At 66.6% G+C, this 18,465-nt stretch carries 15 protein-coding genes; 3 read left to right on the forward strand and 12 right to left on the reverse strand.

Annotated features, from left to right (window positions below):
• Positions 1-2: 2 nt before the first annotated feature.
• Positions 3-1,358 carry a cytochrome P450 gene (locus OHQ90_RS20460; protein WP_328399806.1) on the reverse strand — a complete coding sequence of 452 codons (1,356 nt, stop codon included), beginning with the start codon at positions 1,356-1,358 and terminating at the stop codon, positions 3-5.
• Between the two features lie 92 nt (positions 1,359-1,450).
• On the opposite strand from OHQ90_RS20460, the gene OHQ90_RS20465 reads away from it, so the two are divergent.
• Positions 1,451-2,092 (forward strand): TetR/AcrR family transcriptional regulator, encoded by a 642-nt coding sequence (locus OHQ90_RS20465; RefSeq protein WP_328399808.1) that lies wholly within the window; start codon positions 1,451-1,453, stop codon positions 2,090-2,092.
• Between the two features lie 10 nt (positions 2,093-2,102).
• Here the strand turns inward: OHQ90_RS20465 and OHQ90_RS20470 are convergent, their stop codons facing one another.
• Positions 2,103-2,576 (reverse strand): tautomerase family protein, encoded by a 474-nt coding sequence (locus OHQ90_RS20470; RefSeq protein ID WP_328399810.1) that lies wholly within the window; start codon positions 2,574-2,576, stop codon positions 2,103-2,105.
• Positions 2,577-2,672: 96 nt separating this feature from the next.
• On the opposite strand from OHQ90_RS20470, the gene OHQ90_RS20475 reads away from it, so the two are divergent.
• Positions 2,673-3,173, forward strand: a complete 501-nt coding sequence (locus OHQ90_RS20475) for a winged helix-turn-helix transcriptional regulator (RefSeq protein WP_328399812.1) — start codon at positions 2,673-2,675, stop codon at positions 3,171-3,173.
• 484 nt (positions 3,174-3,657) lie between these two features.
• Here OHQ90_RS20475 and OHQ90_RS20480 read toward each other — a convergent pair whose 3' ends face one another.
• From OHQ90_RS20480 to OHQ90_RS20510, 7 genes are all read right to left on the reverse strand, one after another.
• Complete coding sequence (locus tag OHQ90_RS20480) at positions 3,658-6,363, reverse strand: fumarate reductase/succinate dehydrogenase flavoprotein subunit (RefSeq protein ID WP_328399814.1); 2,706 nt, start codon at positions 6,361-6,363, stop codon at positions 3,658-3,660.
• Complete coding sequence (locus tag OHQ90_RS20485) at positions 6,360-7,073, reverse strand: ABC transporter ATP-binding protein (RefSeq protein WP_328412967.1); 714 nt, start codon at positions 7,071-7,073, stop codon at positions 6,360-6,362. Before OHQ90_RS20485 ends, OHQ90_RS20480 begins: the two co-directional genes overlap by 4 nt.
• 41 nt (positions 7,074-7,114) lie before the next feature.
• Complete coding sequence (locus tag OHQ90_RS20490) at positions 7,115-7,957, reverse strand: ABC transporter permease (RefSeq protein WP_328399816.1); 843 nt, start codon at positions 7,955-7,957, stop codon at positions 7,115-7,117.
• Between the two features lie 64 nt (positions 7,958-8,021).
• Complete coding sequence (locus OHQ90_RS20495; RefSeq protein WP_328399818.1) at positions 8,022-9,449, reverse strand: ABC transporter substrate-binding protein; 1,428 nt, start codon at positions 9,447-9,449, stop codon at positions 8,022-8,024.
• Positions 9,450-9,474: 25 nt separating this feature from the next.
• Positions 9,475-9,702: a 4Fe-4S dicluster domain-containing protein gene (locus OHQ90_RS20500; RefSeq protein WP_067844087.1), complete on the reverse strand. Its 228-nt coding sequence runs from the start codon at positions 9,700-9,702 to the stop codon at positions 9,475-9,477.
• Complete coding sequence (locus tag OHQ90_RS20505) at positions 9,702-10,487, reverse strand: GntR family transcriptional regulator (protein WP_328399821.1); 786 nt, start codon at positions 10,485-10,487, stop codon at positions 9,702-9,704. Before OHQ90_RS20505 ends, OHQ90_RS20500 begins: the two co-directional genes overlap by 1 nt.
• Before the next feature lie 394 nt (positions 10,488-10,881).
• A complete protein-coding gene (locus OHQ90_RS20510; RefSeq protein WP_328399823.1) occupies positions 10,882-12,678 on the reverse strand; it encodes an acyl-CoA dehydrogenase in 1,797 nt (598 codons plus the stop codon).
• A 164-nt stretch (positions 12,679-12,842) separates the two neighbouring features.
• Here OHQ90_RS20510 and OHQ90_RS20515 point away from each other — a divergent pair, with 164 nt between their 5' ends.
• Complete coding sequence (locus OHQ90_RS20515; RefSeq protein WP_328399826.1) at positions 12,843-13,445, forward strand: QsdR family transcriptional regulator; 603 nt, start codon at positions 12,843-12,845, stop codon at positions 13,443-13,445.
• Positions 13,446-13,448: 3 nt separating this feature from the next.
• Here the strand turns inward: OHQ90_RS20515 and OHQ90_RS20520 are convergent, their stop codons facing one another.
• The 3 genes from OHQ90_RS20520 to OHQ90_RS20530 all read right to left on the reverse strand — a co-directional run bounded on the left by OHQ90_RS20520 (position 13,449) and on the right by OHQ90_RS20530 (position 18,434).
• Entirely contained in the window at positions 13,449-14,447 is a 999-nt protein-coding gene (locus OHQ90_RS20520) for a 1-aminocyclopropane-1-carboxylate deaminase/D-cysteine desulfhydrase (RefSeq protein WP_328399828.1), read from the reverse strand.
• Between the two features lie 39 nt (positions 14,448-14,486).
• The gene (locus OHQ90_RS20525; RefSeq protein WP_328399830.1) at positions 14,487-17,330 is read right to left on the reverse strand and encodes a helix-turn-helix transcriptional regulator; all 2,844 of its coding nucleotides are present in this window, start codon (positions 17,328-17,330) and stop codon (positions 14,487-14,489) included.
• Between the two features lie 312 nt (positions 17,331-17,642).
• Positions 17,643-18,434 carry a hypothetical protein gene (locus OHQ90_RS20530; RefSeq protein ID WP_328399832.1) on the reverse strand — a complete coding sequence of 264 codons (792 nt, stop codon included), beginning with the start codon at positions 18,432-18,434 and terminating at the stop codon, positions 17,643-17,645.
• Between the last annotated feature and the right edge of the window lie 31 nt (positions 18,435-18,465).

Genomic DNA, 18,465 nt, shown 5'->3' on the forward strand with positions numbered 1-18,465 from the left:
GATCAACGTCGCTGCAGCCGGACCCGCAGGCCATCTTTCGGGCGCGGGAGAGATGTTCTGTCCCAATGTAATTCGTAGTCGGGCTCGACAGACCACTCGAACTTCCGCAGCAGTTGATGCATGAACGCCTTGACCTGCATGCCGCCGAAATATTGGCCGATGCATTTGTGCGCGCCTGCCCCGAAGGGCACCCAGGCGTGCTTGTGGATCTTGTCCTCGCGGCGTTCCTCGGAGAATCGGCCGGGGTCGAAACGTTCCGGTTCGGGCCAGTATTCGTGCATGTGATGGGTGAACTGGGGCATCACCGTGACAAAGGTGCCCGCCGGAATGAAATGGCCGAGCACCTCGGTGTCGGCCACTGCGGCGCGCGGGATGCTCGGCAGGGGTGCGAGTAGGCGTAGCGATTCCTTCATGACGAGGTCGAGTGAGGTCAGCTGTTCCTGGCTGCTGTAGTCGAGCACATCGGTGCCGAGCGCCGCACTTTCGGCGCGGCAACGTTGCTGCCACTCCGGATGTTTGGCCAGGTAATACATCATTGTGGACATGGTGATGGTCGTCGTGTCGTGCGCGGCCATCAGCAGGAAGATCATGTGGTTGACGACATCGTCGTCGGTGAAGCTCTGCCCATCGTCGGACCGCGCGTGACACAGTGCGCTGAACAGATCGTCGCCGCTGCCGGTGCGCTTGGCGGGCAGCTGCTTTCGCAACATCTGCTCGAGCACCTTGCGGCCGTGCAGGCCGCGTGACCAACGCAGCCCGGGTATCGGGAAGCGCAGATAGGCGGTGCCGCCGCGTACACAGTCGATGAAAGCCTGGTTCACCCTGTCGGATTCGTCGCCGAGGGCGGCGCCCATGAAGGTTCTTGTCGCGATGTCGAGGGTGACCTGTTTGATCGCCGGGTAGCCACGGAAGGAGTCCGCCGCCGTCCAGTCCGCCAAGCCACGCTCGATGATCGGGTTCATGGCGTCGAGATAGCCTGTCAAGCGGGAACGGGTGAAGGCCTGCATCATGATCCGTTTGTGATGCAGATGCTCTTCGAAATCGAGCAGCATGATGCCACGCCGGAAGAATGGCCCGATCAGGTAGTCCCAGGCCGGACCGCTGCCGAATGCCTTGTCCCGGTTGGCCATCGGAATATCCCAGGCGTCGGGGCCGAGCAGGACCACGACCTGTCGGCCGAAGCCCGTCGTCCATGACACCGGCCCGTACCGGGTGTAGCGTTCGCGTGCCCATGCTTCCGGGTGATGCAGCATCGCGTAGCTTTCCCCGATGATCGGCATGCCGCGCGATCCGGCGATGGATTTCAGGCCGCTGCTCTTCGGTGGCGCGGTCGGCGGGCTGATCAGGAAGGTCGACATCGTTCCTCCACGGCGAGGGGGAAGCTGACTGTGATCTATGTCAACTGTGCATAAAGTCTGAACTTGACACGGCCGTGTGTCAAGATTACGTCATGTCTTCGGTGGTCCGTCCCTTCCGTGGGGTCAGTGCTGAGGATCGGCTCGCGCAGCGTCGTGCCGACCTGATCGAGGCCGGCTTCGATGAGGTGGGCGCGAACGGCGTCGTTAAGCTGACGATGACATCGGTGTGTGAGCGGGCCGGGCTGACCCAGCGCTATTTCTACGAGCAGTTCAGCAGTAGGGAAGATCTGCTCGTCGCGTTGTTCGACACCATGTTCGAGGAGTTCTTCGCTCTGGCGCGCACGGCGGTCGAGGCGCAGCCGGAGGACCTGTTCCTGCGCGCTCGTGCCGCGATGGAGGTTTTCATCGACTACTTCACCGGTGACCCGCGCAGGGCGCGATTGTTCACCGAAGCGATCGGCAACGAGGTCGCCGCGCCGCGCAAGGCCGACTCGGTCCGCCGGTTCGCCGAGTACACCGCCGAACAGGCGGAGCTTGTGCACGGCCCCTTCATCGGCCGCAGGCGCACGCGGTTGCTGCTTGCCGCCCACATCATCATCGGCGGTCAGGCGGACGCGGCGGCGCAATGGCTCAGCGGCGCGATAGATCTACCGCGTGCGGAGTACATCGAGGAATTGGCGCACCTGTTCGTGGCCGCGGTCGACGCCGCACGCAACGACGCCGGCCGCGGCTAGAACTGCCGCGCTATCGCGCCGACGCCAGTCGCCACTCCGCGTAGGCGCGGCCTTTCTCTGGATCGCCTGTCACGAAGCCGGCGATGTCGGCCAGTGTGAATATCCGGCCGCCGCCGCCCCATGTGCCATCGGGAATCTCATTGGGGAACACCCAGACTCGCAGCGGGTTGCGCGGATAGGCGCCGTCCTCGGCATCGAGCACCGCGTCGGTGACGGCCGCGACGATCGCACGCCGTCGCTCGTCGTCGAACTGTCCCTGTGGCACCGAGGGAATGAAGCGATATCGGGGAGCGTCTGCGGGCTCGCCCGCGACGTACACGGCGGCGGGGCGGTGCAGGAACACCCACGCGATCGAACGGGCTGCCGGATTCTGTGGGTCGGCGCCCTCGTGCAGCAACAGGATGTCGGTCAGCTTGGCGATCAATTGCCGCTCGGCGTCCTCGGAAAGGGCGCCCTCGGGGATGAATGCGTCGAGCATGGGCATGGCCATAACCTCGGTTCAGCTAGGTTGAATTTTGCAACTCAGATGCACCGTACGACCCTGAGTATTGGATAGTCAACTCAGATGTAGACTCGTGCCATGACCGACCGAGCCGAATACAGCGCGGAGAACTGCTCTGTCGCGAGGACGCTTGCCGTGGTCGGCGAGCGGTGGACGTTGCTGGTGCTGCGCGAGGCCTACTACGGCGTGCGGCGATTCAGCGACTTCCAGGCCAACCTGGGCATCGCGCGCAACCTGCTCGCCACCCGATTGGGCACCCTGGTCGAACAGGGCATCCTGGCCCGAGAGACCTACCAGGAGCCAGGATCTCGGGCCCGTCAAGAATACCGGCTCACCGTGAAGGGCCGAGATCTGTTCCCCGCCCTGGTCGCTCTCATGCAGTGGGGCGATACCTATCTCGCCGACCCGAAGGGGCCTGCCGTGGAGATCCGGCACGACGCCTGCGATGAGCCGGTGCGCGCCGTGCTGCACTGCGCACACGGGCACGGCCCGCTGACAGCCCGCGAGACCCACCCGGTCCCCGGTCCCGGCGCGATCCGCGTGCATCGAGATCCCGCGAGCACGGTGCGCACGCGCTGATCGGGCGTCGAGGTCCGCGGCCGAGCGCACGCCGATGTCGTGGATGTCGGTATCTCGGTGGTCGCCAATTCGAAGTCCGACAGCAGTGGCATCCCGTTCGGGCGGGCGGCCGAGCGGAATTCACAGTTGCCGGGCGAGGGTGCATGCTTTCGCGCGGCAGGGACCCGGACCGCCGAATGCGGTCCGGTCCGGAGTGGAGAGGGTCAGGCGTTCAGCGTCGGATAATCGGTGTAACCGAGGTGATCACCGCTGTAAAAGGTGGCCTTGTCGGCCACGTTTCACGGGCCGCCAGCGCGAATGCGTTCGGGCAGATCAGGATTGGCCAGCCACGGTTCTGCCGTGGCGATAGCATCGGCGACGCCGCTGTCGAGCGCTTCGGCGCGTCAAGGAAGCGTTAGCCGCGCTAATGGATGGAGTGCGGGCGGAGGCTGGTACCCGCCTCGACCCGACGCGTTCTCACGCACAAACCACGCCTTCGTGCCGCCTACCCTGTGATGGCGCGCCGGGCGTAGGCGCGGACATCGGCGTCGGTGTCGTCGACGGCCTGTTTCAGCGCATCGTGCGCGGATCCGTCGTCGGACCATGTGCTCAGCGCGAGCACGGCGGCCTTGCGGACGTCGAGGTGCGGGTCGAGCAGGGCTTCGGTGAGCGTGGGCACCGCGGTGGCCGGGGCGGCTCCGGCCAGTCCGCGGGCGGCCCCCACTCGGACCTGCCATGCGGATTGCTGGAGTGCGTTCGCGAGGATCGGGATGTCGCCGGGGGTGACGCCGAGACTCGCGAACGCGGCCAGTGCTGCGGCGCGCACCAGGGGATCGGGGTCCGCCGCGAGCGAGCGCACGGTGTCGACACCTTCGTGCGCGATGGCCGCGATACCGTGGGCGACGGCGATGCGGACTTCGCGATTCTCGTCGCCGGCGGCCGCGGCGACGCCGCGCCAGTCGTCGAGCGACACCAGTCCCCGGACCGCCTCGATGCGCACGCGGTGATCCGAATCCGTCAGTGCCGCAGTGAATTGTGGTGCGGAGCCGGAGCGCAGCGCCCGCAGCAGGTCGATGACGGTCGCGCGCACGACGGGGTCGGGCGAATCGAGCCGATCCGACAAACCAGCAGCCGCGGGCAGCACCTCGACGAGTTCACGCAGGCTGGCGGTGGCCGCACGGCGCACCGAGGCGGCGGAATCGTCGAGCGCGTCGATCAGGATCGCGGCGAAACCGTCCGGGGTGTTCTCGGTCAGCACTGCAAGCGCCGCCACCCGCACACCCGCGTCCTCGTCGGTGAGATAGGTCGAGAGTTCTTGCACGGTAGGCGAATCCAAGCCCAATAGGGTCACGAGCCGGGGTGAGGGCGGTTCGACCGAATCACGGACGGTGCGGCGGGCCGCTGCGGGCGCTCGACCACCGACCAGCTCCGGCTGCTGGACCGGGACAACGGTGGAGTCCGCCGAAGGGAGATCGTCGAGACCGGGCACGGGAACCAGATACGGCGCGACCGGGCGCTTGTGGAACTCCATGCTGCCGTCGGCGTTCTTGCGCAGGTTGAGGTGGTAGCGCCACTCGGTGTCGTCGCGGTCGGGCAGGTCGGCCCGTTCGTGGTAGAGCCCCCAGCGTGATTCGGTCCGGGTGAGTGAACTGCGTGCCGCCATTTCGGCGCAGTCGCGGATGAACGACACCTCGACCGCGCGCATGAGCTCGTGCGGCGAGCGAGCGCCGATTTCGGCGATCTCGCCGCGCATGCGCTCGAAGGTCTCGACCGCGATGGAGAGCTTCGCGGCCGTCTTCGGTGGGGCCACATAGTCGTTCACGAAACGGCGCAATTTGTACTCGACCTGCGGCTGCGGTGGGCCGTCCGGTTGGCGCAGCGGCCGGTAGATAAGCTCGTGGGCTTCGGCCAGCTGGTCTTCGGGGAGTGCTGCGGGCGCCTCGAGCTCGGGCAGGGTGGCGGCGGCGTGCGCACCTGCCAGATCGCCGAAGACGAAAGCACCGATCATGTAGTTGTGCGGCACGCAGGCCAGATCGCCCGCCGCGTACAAGCCGGGGACCGTGGTTCTCGCGTGCTCGTCGACCCAGACGCCTGAAGCGGAATGCCCACCGCACAAACCGATTTCGGAGATGTGCATCTCGATGTCGTGGGTGCGATAGTCGTGGCCGCGGTTGGCGTGGAAAGTACCGCGGGTGGGGCGTTCGGTGGTGTGCAGGATTCCTTCGAGCGTGGAAAGCGTCTCGTCGGGCAGATGCGAGACCTTGAGATAGATGGGCCCGCGCGCGGATTCGATCTCGCGCTTCACCTCGGACATCATCTGCCCCGACCAATAGTCGGAGTCGACGAACCGCTCGCCTGCGGCGTTGACCTGATAGCCGCCGAACGGGTTGGCGACGTAGGCGCAGGCGGGACCGTTGTAGTCCTTGATCAGCGGGTTGATCTGGAAGCATTCGATGCCGCTGAGCTCGGCGCCCGCGTGGTAGGCCATCGAATAGCCGTCGCCCGCGTTCGTCGGATTCTCGTAGGTGCCGTAGAGGTAGCCGGAGGCAGGCAGACCGAGCCGGCCCGACGGACCGGTCGCAAGAATTACCGCTTTGGCGCCCACCGCGACGAATTCGCCGGTGCGCGTGTGCAATGCGGCCGCGCCGACCGCACGGCCCTCGGCGGTGAGCACCCGGACCGGCATCAGCCGATTCTCGATCCGGATCCTTTCGCGCATCTTGCGCTGGCGCAGCACGCGATACAGCGCCTTCTTGACGTCCTTGCCCTCGGGCATCGGCAGCACGTACGAGCCGGACCGGTGCACGCGACGCACCGCGTATTCGCCGTATTCGTCCTTCTCGAACTTGACCCCGTAGCGCTCGAGCCGCTGCACCATCGCGAAACCGCGGGTGGCGGTCTGATAGATGGTGCGCTGGTTGACGATTCCGTCGTTGGCTCTGGTGATTTCGGCGACGTAGTCCTCCGGTTCGGCCTTGCCCGGGATGACTGCGTTGTTGACCCCGTCCATGCCCATCGCGAGCGCGCCGGAATGCCGCACATGCGCCTTCTCGAGCAGCAGCACATTCGCGCCCTGCTCTGCCGCAGTGAGCGCGGCCATGGTGCCCGCGGTGCCGCCACCGATGACCAGTACGTCGCAGTCCAGTCGGACCCGATCGGACAGGTCCGGAATCTGTAGTGTCCCTGCGGGGTTCGTGGTGTCGCCTGTCACAATGTCTCCAAGATTTCGGCCTTCACGGACGCGCGGTCCACGGCCTCGCGCGGATTCGGCACCTCGACGACAGCGCGCAGCGCACCGCTGCCCAGGACCGCGATGCGGTCGCCGAGCAGCAGCGCCTCGTCGAGGTCGTGGGTGACGAACACAATCGTGGTCGGATGGGCACGCCAGGTGTCGATCAGCAAGCGCTGCATGGTGGTTCGGGTCTGGGTATCCAGTGCGCCGAAGGGTTCATCCATCAGCACCGAGCGTGGTTCGCCCGCGAGGCTGCGCGCCAGTTGCACTCGCTGCCGCATGCCGCCCGAGAGGTCGCGGGGAAGGTAGTCGGCGTAGCCGGTGAGACCGATCTCCTGAACCCAGCGTTGTGCCGTGGTTTTGCGTTCGGCGCGGGGAACCCGGCGCAGCTGCAGCGCCAGTTCGATGTTCTGTCGCGCGGTGCGCCATGGCAGTAGTGCGTCGTCCTGGAATACCAGGGCTCGGTCCGCGGAGGGGGCGGTGACTGTTGTGCCGTCGGCCAGGATGCTCCCGGCTTCTGGTGTGCGCAGTCCGGCAATGGCGCGCAGCAGCGTCGACTTGCCGCACCCGGATTTACCGACAACGACGAGGATTTCGCCCGGCGCGATAGCGAGATCGAGGTGCTCGATCACGGTTTTGCTGCCATAGGCGATCCGAATACCGTCCAATGCCAACCGCATTCCTGCCACTGTGGGTGTCGAGGCCGTGGTGGACGGTGTTGTGGTGGTCGTCATTGCGATGCCTCCCGTGGCAGCCAGCGGGTGATCCGGCGCCCGGCCAGTTCGACGAGCCCGGAGGTGCCGAAGCCGAGGATGCCGATGGTGATCATTCCGACGAACACCGCCGGATAATCGACGATCGTGTAGGCCTGCCAGGTTCGGTAGCCGATGCCGAGCCTGCCGGAAATCATCTCCGCCGAGATGAGGCAGATCCATGCCACACCCATGCCGACCGACAAACCACTGAAGACACCGGGCAGGATGCCGGGAAAGACCACGCGCACAAGGACATCGGTACGCGAGGCACCCAGGGTGCGCAGCGCGTCCTCCCAGATGGTCGGCAGTGCGCGCACCGCGTGCCTCGTGCTGACCAGCACGGGGAACAGTGAGGCGGTGAAGGTGATGAAGACGATCCCCGACTCGTCGCTGGGGAACAGTAGGATCGCGACCGGCACCAGCGCGATCGCCGGGATCGGGCGCGCCAGTTCGGTGAGCGGGCCGAAGACGGCGGCCAGCAGCCCGGAACGGCCGAGCCCGATGCCCGCGAGGACGCCGATCACCGCCGCGAGACCGAACCCGGTGAGAATTCTGATCAGCGACTGCGCGATGTCCACGTAGTACTGGTTCTTCTGAAACTGCTGACCGAACTCGGCGATGATGTCGGCGACCGTGGGCAGTGTGTCGAAACGCAGCCAGAATCGCACGTTGTTGGCGGTGAGTAGCTGCCACAAGCCGATCACGGCCGCCACCGACGCAACCTGGATCAGGCGGATGCGCCACACGGAGGTCCTCGGCGTCTTGGCGGCTGAACCGCCCGGGGCCACGATAGGGCCGACCAGGGCCGCGGTGCTCATCTGCGCGCCTGGCGCACGCTCGGCAACATCGGATGCGACGCGCGACGGCGCATGACACGCTCGCTCATCCCCTGACCTCCGTGACAGCCTGGTCGTAGGCGACCGGCACCGCGGTGGCGTGCGTCTGACGGTAGCGCTGCGCGGCCGCCGGCGTGGTGAACGGCAAGAAGCTGTCGCCCTCGCGCAACCAGATCGACTTGTCGGCAAACCATCTCGTGCCCAGCTCGGCATCGGGGACATACGCCGCGCGGATCACCTTGCCCTGTGCCTTCGCCGCCTGGATCGCCCGCAGCAGGCAGGTGGGGTCGGCGGCGGGCTGGGGACGGTCGGCGCCTTCGAGCCACAGTTCACCGGCCTGCGGCGAATTTTCCACGGCGCGAGCGCAGATCGGATCCGTGCCGGTGACCCGGCTCGGGTTCGCGGTAGCGGCAACCGCCTTGTCGTAGTCGCCCTGTCCGGTCTCGGCGAATGCCTTGCGCAGTGGTGCGGGATCGACGAAACGGTCGATGTCGAGTTCGGCCAAGTCACCGATCGATTTCAGGTACTGCACATCGCCTTTCAGCGCATCGACCAGGCTCGGCTTGATCGTGGTATCGAAAGACGTGCCGCCGGGGCCGTTGTAGAGATACACGACCTCCCGCGGTAGTCCGGAGCCGTCGGCGACGATCTCGGCGGCCTCGAAAGGCTGCTCCCGCAGGAACGTGGTCGCGTCGAGCTGTGCCGCGAGGAACGCGTGCAGCACCTCCGGATGGTCGGCGGTGTACGAGCGACGGGCTACCACGCCGTGGAAGGTCGGCACGCCGAGTTCGGCACCGTCGTAGAGCAATCTGGCCTTGTTCTGGAACACCAGCAACCCGGGCCACGCCACGAACTGGGCGAGCGCCCCCACCTGGTGCGATTCCAGAGCGGTTGCGCCGATCTGGGGCTGCTGGTTCAGCACCTCCACACCCCTGGCCGGGTCGACACTCGCGCGCGACAGGGCTTGCACCAGGGTGCCGTGCCCGGCGGAACCGACGCTTGCCGAAATCTTCTGCCCGGCCAGCTCGCGGACGCTCGTGACCGTGGAATCCTGCGGCACCACAACCATATTGAGTGCGCCACGCGGGTGATACCCGGTGACCGACACCAACGCCGTTGTGGCTCGCTCGTTGGCCTGCGTCCGAGATCCGTTGATCAGCAACGGATAGTCGCCCATCGATCCGATATCGATCTTTTCGGCGAGCATCTGCGCGGTGATCGGCGCGCCGGTGTCGTAGTCCTGCCACTCCACCTGGTACTTGGCGCCGCCATTGTCGGTGATCTGTCGTAGCCGCTGCTCCAAGTAGCCCTTGGCCTTCAACAACGTGCCAGCGGTGACGGTATTGATGGTCTTGGACTGGTAGCCGATGACGACCTTGACGGTACCGGTCGGGGTGTTGTCGGAGCTCTGCAGCGAGCAGCCCGCGGCGGCGAGTGCGAGTGCGAGGACAAGGGGTGCGAGGCGTTTCTTCATGGTGACTTCCGGATTCGGCGCAGGTTCAGCGGAGCAAATAGGGCATATTGACGGTGACGGCACCGGTGGGGCAGCGCGCCGCGCACGGGCCGCAATACCAGCATTCGTCGACGTGCATGAAGGCCTTGCCGTTCTCCGGATTGATCGCCAGCGAATCGAGCGGGCAGATCTCCACGCACAGCGTGCAGCCCTGGATGCACAGCGACTCGTCGATGGTGACCGGGATATCGGCGCGCTGATTCGCCAGTGCCATCAGATGACCTTCCATTCGGGTGTGCTGCGGATCAGACTGCCGCGCATGGTGATTCGGTCCCCGCGCATCCGGATGTACTCCAGATCGACAGGTCGCCCGTCGTCAAGGCGGGTCAACCGTTCGAGCATCAGCAGTGCCGCGCCCGCAGGGGCGTCGAGCGTCGCTGCGGTGTGCGCATCGGCGGTGATCGCCTCGAGAGCGAGATCGGCCGAACCGAGCGGGCCCCCGCTGATCTGCTCGATGAGCACGAAAATATCGTTGGTCTCCAGGTCGTGACCCAGGATCTCGGTCCCGATATCCGGTGCGAGGTAGGTCAGGTCCAGGCTCAGCGGCAGATCCGCCAAATAACGCAGCCGCTCGATGTAGACGACGCGCTCGCCGGGGTCCAGGCGCAGCTTCCGTGCGACCGCGGCCGGCGCGGTGATATGCATGGCCGCGCGCACCTCGTTGCGCACCGTGCCGTGCCCCTTCAGCGTCTCCTGCAGCCCCAGCAGCGCGTCGAGCCCGTGATCGAACTTGCGGGTGGCCACTCGGGTCCCGACCTTCGGCACCCGATCGATCAGCCCCTCGTCCTTGAGCAGCGCCAATGCCTCACGCACGGTATTGCGCGAAGCATCGAACTCCGAAACCAGCTGTTGCTCACTGGGCAGCAGGTCATCGAACGCACCAGCATGGATCTGATGACGCAACACGTCGGCCACCCGGCGCGCTTGGTCGGCCCGCAACCGTCGCACGGGTATGGGTTCGGCTCCCACCTCCGCCACCTTCCTATCGCTGACCTGCATGGACAGGGACGATAGTTGGCCTGCGACGGCTCGGATCCCGCCGTAAATCCGCCGCAATTCAGGAGATGTTATTGCGCCGCCCGGCACTTGCGCTGACCTGGGGAAATAACTCGCAGAGGCGGCATTGCGCCAGTCTGCCGCCGGAAGGTGGATTCGGATCACACAGATTCGAATAGCCGGCGTCGGATCCGCCGGGCACCAGCTTCGAAGCACCGCGTCCCGAATAGGCTTGTGACCTCAGTCGCCGGAGTCGAGATTCCGGCGGAGAGTGCCGATCGTCAGGATCCCCTCGCGAACCTGCGGTGAGCGGGTGGAATCCCTGCCACGAATGCGGCGGGCGACCCGCATAGACACCCGACGCCGCATCGGCTGGTGCCGATGCGCGTTCGATGGGTCAGAACCAGGCGTCCTGCATGTCGAGGGTCGTTCGGTCCATCAGCTCGAGCAGATCCAATTGGGGTCCGGTTCTCGGGAGTTCGTAGCGGAAGAAGTACCGCGCCGCCGCGCGTTTGCCCTCGTAGAAGTCGCCGGCACGGCCGTGCGCGGCGAGGGCCTGCTCGAGCCAGATCCAGGCGACCACGATGTGGCCGAAGGCCTCGAGGTACACGCTGGAATTGGCCATGGCTGCGGCGATGTCGCCGGAGCCGAACATCCACCCGGTGACGGTGAGCAGGCGTTGCCAGGCGGCGTCGAGCTGGCCGCCGAACTCGGTCCATTCGCCACCGGCTTCGGCAGCCGCCATCACGGTCTGCTCGATCCGCCCCGCCAGTAGCCGCAGACCGGCGCCATCGTGCTGGATTACTTTGCGGCCCAACAGATCGAGGCCCTGGATGCCGTGGGTGCCCTCGTGGATGGGATTGAGCCGGTTGTCGCGGTAGTGCTGTTCGACGTCGTACTCGCGGGTGTAGCCATAGCCGCCGTGTACCTGGATGGCGAGGTTGTTCGCCTCCAGACACCACTGCGCGGGCCAACTCTTGGCGACACCGGTCAGGATCTCCAACAGGAGTGTGTTGTCGTGTTGCGTCTGCGGATCGGTGGCGGTACGTCGCAGGTCGACGAGCCGGTTGCAATACAGCAGCAGGGCGAGTGCGCCCTCGACGTAAGCCTTCTGTGCCAACAGCATTCGCCGCACATCGGCATGTTCGATGATCGGAACCTGCGGCGCGGCCGGGTCCTTGGCGGTGACCGGACGGCCCTGTCGGCGCTCGCGGGCGTAGTCGAGGGATTTCAGGTATCCGGTGTAGCCGAGCGCCGTCGCACCGAGACCGACGCCGAGGCGGGCCTCGTTCATCATGTGGAACATGTAGGACAGGCCACGATGGGGCTCGCCGATGAGGTAGCCCACCGCACCGGGCGCGCCATCCGGTGCGTGCTTGCCTTCACCGAAATTCAGCACTGTATTGGTGGTCCCGCGGTAGCCCATCTTGTGGTTCAGGCCGGCCAGCGCCACGTCATTGCGTTGGCCGAGCGATCCGTCGTCCTCGACGAGGAATTTGGGCACGATGAACAGCGAAATGCCCTTGGTGCCCGCAGGGCCGCCGGGGATCTTGGCGAGCACCAGGTGCACGATATTGTCGGTCAGCTCGTGATCGCCGCCGGAGATCCACATCTTCGAGCCGAAAAGTCGGTACGTGCCGTCGGATCGGGGTTCGGCGCGAGTCACGATGTCGGCAAGCGAGGAACCGGCCTGCGGCTCGGACAGGCACATGGTGCCGGTGAACCTGCCCTCGACCATCGGCTTGACGAAACGGTCGATCTGGTCCGGGGTGCCGTGCGCGGCAAGGAGATTGGCATTGCCGACGGTGAGGAACAGGTAGCCGGTGGTGCCCACGTTTGCCGCCTGGAACCAACTGAATCCGGCCGCCTCGACGGTGGCGGGCAGCTGCAATCCGCCGATCTCCTCGTCCATTGCGGCGCCGATCAGATTCGCCTTGGTGAAGGCCTCCACCGCGGCTTTCACCTCGGGGATGATGGTGACCCGCTCGCCGTCGAACGTCGGCTCGTTGGCGTCGCCCCGCTTGTTGTGCGGTGCGAAATGTCGGGTCGCCAGGTCCTCGCATAGGTCGAGGAAGCCGTCGAAGGTGTCCTTGGAATGCTCGGTGAATCGCGGTAATGCGGTGAGCTCCTCGACCCGCAGCCATTCGTAGAGCAGGAAATCCAGGTCCCTGCGGGAGATCAATGTCGAGCGCACGACCACATCCTCTCGCTTCGGCACAGCCGACCGTCTACCTGCGAACAGTGCCGGCAGGCCATTCCGGGTGACCCGCAGGCACCCGCTCCGGGCGGACACGAAGCGCACCCGGGTCGATTTGGTACGTTACTACGCATGTGTCGCGAATTTGTGTGGGGGTTGCGATGACCGCCACATCTGGAGCCGCCCGGCCGGTGGGTCGGCCCGCGGCCGCGACTCAACAGCAGGTGCTCGCCGCCGCCAGCGCCCAGTTCCTGGCCTCCGAGCGCGTCGATGTGCAGGCCATCGCCGCCGAGCTCGGGTTGTCGCGGGCGACCATCTACCGCTGGTTCGGATCGCGGGACGGACTGCTCGGCGCGGTGATGGTGTCCGAGTTCAACCGTCTGGTCGAGGCCGCCCGTAGCCGCAGCGTCGGAACCGGTGCGCGCCGAGTGCTGTGGATGCTGGATCGGGTGGCGCGATGGCTCGCGCGCAACGAACCCTATCGATACTTCATCGCCACCGAACAGGCCACCGCGGGCCGGATCATCACCACCAGCGATGGGCCGGTGCAACCGAAGGTCGTCGCCACCGTTGCGGATCTGATCGATGCCGCCGTCGCCGAAGGCTACGAGAATCGGGTGGACACACCCACATTCGCGTATGCGCTGGTGCGCCTCATCGAGGCATTTCTGTATCAGGACGCGGTGACGGGTATCCGAGGCGATGTCGACCGGTTGCGTGACGTGCTGATGGTCATCCTGGGACTGGACCCGGAGCCGCGCTGAGGGTCACCGGTGCCGTGGTCCGTAGGTGTCGAGGAACACGACCGGCCCGTCGCCCAGCTCGCCGCGGGCGTCGAGATCGATGAGTGCTGCCAAAGCCTTCGCGGTGTAGACGGTTTCCAGCTCGAGACCAGCCGTGGAACCGAGCTTTTGTGCCGCGACCGCGGCCGGGGTCTCGTGGCCGTAGCCGGGGCCGATCCAGTCGCGGACGATGGTCACATCCTCGGGGTGAAGTCCGAGCGGCGCGAATTGTGCACCGCGCGTGCGGAGTACGCCCTCGGTCCTTTTCGCCAGCCCGATGATGTGTTCCGCGTCCAAGGGGAGGGTGTCGTTGACGACGACGCCGAGGACTCGGGTTCGCAATCCGGCCAGGCGGAGGCCGAGGGTGAGACCGGCTGCCGTGCCGCCGGATCCGACAGCGGTCACCAGATACGTCGGCTCGGGGAGCATGCCCGTCCTGACCTGCGCGGCAAGCTCCAGCGCGCCCTCGACGTAGCCGAGCGTTCCGATCGGCGACGACCCACCTGCGGGCAGCAGATACGGAAGGGTGCGGCCGCGCATGTGCCGAACCATCAACCACGGTGCGCAGAGCACGGTGCGCAGCTTGCTGTGCGTGAAATGCAAAGTGGCGCCGGAGGACTTCAAGCGCTGTAGTTGTTCGCGCACATGATCGTCCTCCGGTTGGTCGACCAACGCGAGCGCGGTCTCGATGCCGTGCTCGCGCGCGTACAGCGCCGTGGCAAGACCCCAATTGGTTCCCGTGCCGCCGACGGTGAGGATGGTGCGAGCGCCACGCCGCTGCGCCTCCGGCAGCAACCACTCGAGTTTGCGAATCTTGTTCCCGCCCCAGCCGCCGGAACCGTAACCGCTCTCGTCCTTGCACCACACCGGCACTCGGGTGCCGAGATCCAATTCCCTGACCGGGGTGGGCGAGTCGCCGAGTCGCAGAAACGGCAGTGTGTCCGCCAGCTCGGGGAACCGGCCGTGCAGCAACGAATCCGTCATAGTGACCCATTATCGGTACGTCGGCGCGGAGCCGCTTGGTCAGTGTTCGTCGGTGCCGAAGAGGCGGTGCTGCAGGGCTGCCGCTGCGGCTTCGGTGCGGGTGGCGGCGCCCAGCTTGGTCAGGATGCGGGAGACGTGTACGCCTGCTGTGTTACCGCTGATGAAGAGTTCTGCGCCGATCTGTCTGTTGCTCAGTCCCTTGGCGACGAGGCGTAGGACGTCGAGTTCGCGAGGAGTGAGGCCGAAGGTGCTCGGCCGGGCGGCAGCTGCCGTGACCGTTCGGCTCGGGCCGTCGACGGCGAGCCCGGCGCGGTCGGCCAACTGACGCGCGGCGTCGGCGAGCGTCGGTGCCTCGAGCTGTCCGGCGAGGTCGGCGGCCTCCCGCAATGCGTTGTGGGCGGTGGCGCGATTGCCTGCCGCGAGTTCGGCTCCGGCGGATCCGAGCAGGCTGCGCGCGAGTTCGTAGGGCTGGTGCAGCGCTCGCCAGGATGAGACTGCCGCGTCCCAGGCGGGTGGGCTTTCGCTGATGGCGGCGGTGACGACCGCGCGATAGGCGGCGTCGACCGCTGTCGTCGTCGACAGCGCGGCAGCGAACGAATCGACATCGATGGCGATGTCGTCGATTCGGGCCGTGAGTGCCATCAGTGGCCACACTTCGTGGTGGTGCGCAGTGATGTCGTCGGCGTGGAGCGTGGCAGTGAGGATGTCGGCTGCGCGGCGCGGTTGACCGGTGGTGATCGCAATATCGGCCTGGATGGTGCGCAATCGGAGCTGGTACTGGCGCGCCCACGGGCCGTCGCTCAGCAGGCTCGCCGCAGTGTCCGCGCTGTTCGCCGCCGCAGCCGAATCACCCTGTGCCAGTGCAATTCCGGCGTGGCACAGGAGCAGTGCGGCCTTGCTCAGCGGGGGCAGTTGGTCGGTGAGTGATTCGTCGATGAGATCGAGAGCCTCGTGCCACCGGCCGAGCGCGGTGAGAGCCTGAGTCCACTTGACCAGCAGAATGGGCCCGGCCTCCCGGAAGCGGAACGTTGCGTGCGCGGCACGGATGCCCTGCTGGATCGCGTCGATCGCCGCGGTGTGCTCGCCCGCCGCGACCAGTGTCGCCGACTCCCACAACACCACGGTGAGCAGCGTCTGAGGGTCGGCCGCGGCGGTGGCGGCGGCATGGGCCTTTTCGAAATGGGCGACGGCTGTGTCGGATCGAGCGGCGGTGGCCAGTCCGAGGTAGGCGTAGCCGCGGGCAGCCAGCGCCTGCGCGCCGAGCTGTTCGGCCACCTCGATGGCTGCCCGCGCGTCGCGTTCGGCTCCGCTCGCGTCGCCGCCGAAGACGCGCGTTGCGGCGAGCTCCGCGAGCAGTTCGCCGCGCAGGACCGTTGGCGGGTGTGCGGGTAACAGGGCAAGGGCCTCGGTCAGATCGTCGTCACAGCCGCTGCTGCTCTGATTCTTCAAACCGGCCCGGTGGTAGTAGAGCTGGGCGGCGCGCAACGGAGAATGATCGGGGTCGACAATGCCGAGTGCCTCGTCGGCGGCTTCGATGCCGCGGTCGATGATGCCGCCGACGTAACAGGCCTCGACCACCTGTTCCAACACGGTGAGTCGATCGGCAGCGACCAGGACCGCCGCGTCCGGCACCCGATCCCAGAATTCGAGCACCCGATCCAGGTGGCGCAGCCGGTCGCTGTGCGCGCCCATGCTCGCCGCGGTCGCTGCGGCGCCCCACGACGCTTCGATCGCCCTCGGCAGATCGCCTGCCGCGGAGGCGTGGTGGGCCAGTTGCCCGATCGGCCAGTCTTCGTCCTGCGCATCGCGACGAGCGTGCAGTGCCCGGGCCAGCCGCGTGTGCAGCCGCTTTCGCTCGATCGGCAGCAGATGATCGTAGACGGCGTCGCGAATCAGAACGTGACGGAATTCGTATCCGGTCTCGGTGGCCAGCAGCAGTTGCCTGTCGATCAATTCGCGTACAGCGCGCTCGAGGGCCGCCTCGTCGAGTTCGGTCGCCGATTCCAGCAACGCATGCAGGACGGGTGAACCTGCTACGGCAGCCAATCGCAACAGCGTCTCGGCATCCGGGTGCAGACTCGCCCGATAGTCGAGCAGCAGATCGGACAGCTCGGCGGGGGTGTCGTCGCTCGAGCGGCTGAGCGCCTCGACGAACAGCGGAATGCCCTTGCTGCGCTCGAAGATTCGCGTCACCGCCCCGGGCTCCGGCTCGCGGCCGAGCAGTGCGGCGAGCTGTCTGCCCACCTCGTGTCTGGTCAGCGGTGCCGGATCGAGCAGGCGGACACCAGGATTGCGGCGCAGCCCGCCGACGAGCCTGCGCATCGGTTCGGAATCGGCGGGTCGATAGGTGCCGACGAGCAGGAGGTCACGCTGCGCGAGATTGTCCAGCAGGAACGACAACAGCTCCCGACTCGAATTGTCGGACCAGTGCAGATCTTCCAGTACCACGACCACCGGCCTGGTCAGCGCCAGTTGTTCGAGCACTGTCATGATCTCGCCGAACAGCCGGATCCGATCCGGCTCGGCGTCGGCGGATCCGGCCTGTGCGGCCAGTTCGGGCAGCCAGCGTGACAGTGCGGGCCTGGCCACCGGCAACAGCTCGGCCAACCGGGTCGCGCCGAGCTCGCGCACGAGGCCACGCAGCACCGAGAGGAACGGTGCGTACGGCACACCATCTCTGGAGAACTCGGGGCATCGGCCGACCAGCACGACCGCATCCGCGCCGAGCCGGGTGGTGAACTCGCTGACCAGGCGTGATTTTCCGAGCCCCGCCTCACCGGCGATCAGCACGGTGTGGATGGAGGTGTCCGCATAGGCGCTCTGCAACGCTGATACTTCGGCGGCCCGCCCGACAAAGGCACCGTAGACGGGAACGCTCACCACTCCGCGATCATGCACGGGCCGCGCAACCGTGGCAACTTCGCAGCCACGGATGTGCGGCGGTTTCGCCGTCGACGTAAAGAACGCACGTGTGACGGCAGGTATTAGCTGTCACCAGCTGTGGCCGCCGACCACGGCATTCGGTCAGTGTCGCACGCGGCAGTTGTCACTGGTGACAGGTTGCTCCTGTCACCGAGACGGGACGAAGCCCGCTGCCGCCGTCACCTCGAACGTCCGCTCATACCGATGTGAGAGTCGTCCCGGAAAGAAACGGGCGGGCACCTCGAAGGTGTCCGCCCGTTTCGGTGATCGCGTTCAGTCGTGGTGGTGAATGGCGGTCGGCAGGGTGAAGGCTGCGGTGCGGACTGTGCCACCGTGCTTGAAATCCAGGAAGAGCCGGTAGGTACCGGGGCCGGGTACCGCGGTGTGGAAGGTGATACCGGGGCCGGGGGCGGTCACACCGTCTCCGGGTTCGCCATGGGGGTGGACGTGGACGTAGGCCAGGTCGCCTGCACGCAGCACCACCAGGTGCCCGTAGGCGGCGAGGTAGGGCTGCAGATCGGTGACCGGGTCGCCGTCCCTGCGCACGGTCAGCGTGAGGTCGCGGCCTTCGCCGGGGACCAGGTCGCCGTCCAATGCCACCTCGTAGCCGTCCACGTCGAATGTGCGTGTCGAGGCCGGAATCGGTTGTGGGGCGTAGTCACCTGCGACGGCTAGATCGGCGCCGAGGGTGATGGCCCGGCCGAGCGCGCGGGGAGCGATATCGGTGAACACGCGGTAGGTGCCCGCCTGCTGCAGATTCAGGCGTACCGACCAGGTGCCGTCGGCCGCACGCACCGGGTGCACGTGCTGGAATCCGGTCAGCTCCCGCCGCACGACGATCAGGTGCAGCTCACGGTCGTGCAGAGCGGTGTAGTCGGTGACGGCCCGCCCATCCGGGCCGAGGATCCGGAAACGGAAGTCGATGTCGCCCGGTCGGACCACGGTGTTCTCGAGATCGAGGGTGTAGCCGACCTGGGTGATCTGCAGTCCGCCGGGCGCACCGGCGGCATGCGCCGCGTGATCGCCGTGACCGGTGTGATGTGCAGCGTGTGTCTGGGTGTTCATAGTTCGGTCCTGTCCGATCTGGTGTTTCGTT

Origin of the sequence: Nocardia sp. NBC_00403, from assembly GCF_036046055.1 — a bacterium.
GTDB lineage: Bacteria > Actinomycetota > Actinomycetes > Mycobacteriales > Mycobacteriaceae > Nocardia.

What these genes read in the sequence shown, in the direction of transcription:
- OHQ90_RS20505 (WP_328399821.1), bottom strand. Translation starts at nt 10,487, where the DNA reads ATGCAGGTCAGCGATAGGAAGGTGGCGGAGGTGGGAGCCGAACCCATA.
- OHQ90_RS20470 (WP_328399810.1), bottom strand. Translation starts at nt 2,576, where the DNA reads ATGCCCATGCTCGACGCATTCATCCCCGAGGGCGCCCTTTCCGAGGAC.
- OHQ90_RS20520 (WP_328399828.1), bottom strand. Translation starts at nt 14,447, where the DNA reads ATGACGGATTCGTTGCTGCACGGCCGGTTCCCCGAGCTGGCGGACACA.
- OHQ90_RS20475 (WP_328399812.1), top strand. Translation starts at nt 2,673, where the DNA reads ATGACCGACCGAGCCGAATACAGCGCGGAGAACTGCTCTGTCGCGAGG.
- OHQ90_RS20500 (WP_067844087.1), bottom strand. Translation starts at nt 9,702, where the DNA reads ATGGCACTGGCGAATCAGCGCGCCGATATCCCGGTCACCATCGACGAG.
- OHQ90_RS20495 (WP_328399818.1), bottom strand. Translation starts at nt 9,449, where the DNA reads ATGAAGAAACGCCTCGCACCCCTTGTCCTCGCACTCGCACTCGCCGCC.
- OHQ90_RS20515 (WP_328399826.1), top strand. Translation starts at nt 12,843, where the DNA reads ATGACCGCCACATCTGGAGCCGCCCGGCCGGTGGGTCGGCCCGCGGCC.
- OHQ90_RS20490 (WP_328399816.1), bottom strand. Translation starts at nt 7,957, where the DNA reads ATGAGCACCGCGGCCCTGGTCGGCCCTATCGTGGCCCCGGGCGGTTCA.
- OHQ90_RS20530 (WP_328399832.1), bottom strand. Translation starts at nt 18,434, where the DNA reads ATGAACACCCAGACACACGCTGCACATCACACCGGTCACGGCGATCAC.
- OHQ90_RS20460 (WP_328399806.1), bottom strand. Translation starts at nt 1,358, where the DNA reads ATGTCGACCTTCCTGATCAGCCCGCCGACCGCGCCACCGAAGAGCAGC.
- OHQ90_RS20465 (WP_328399808.1), top strand. Translation starts at nt 1,451, where the DNA reads ATGTCTTCGGTGGTCCGTCCCTTCCGTGGGGTCAGTGCTGAGGATCGG.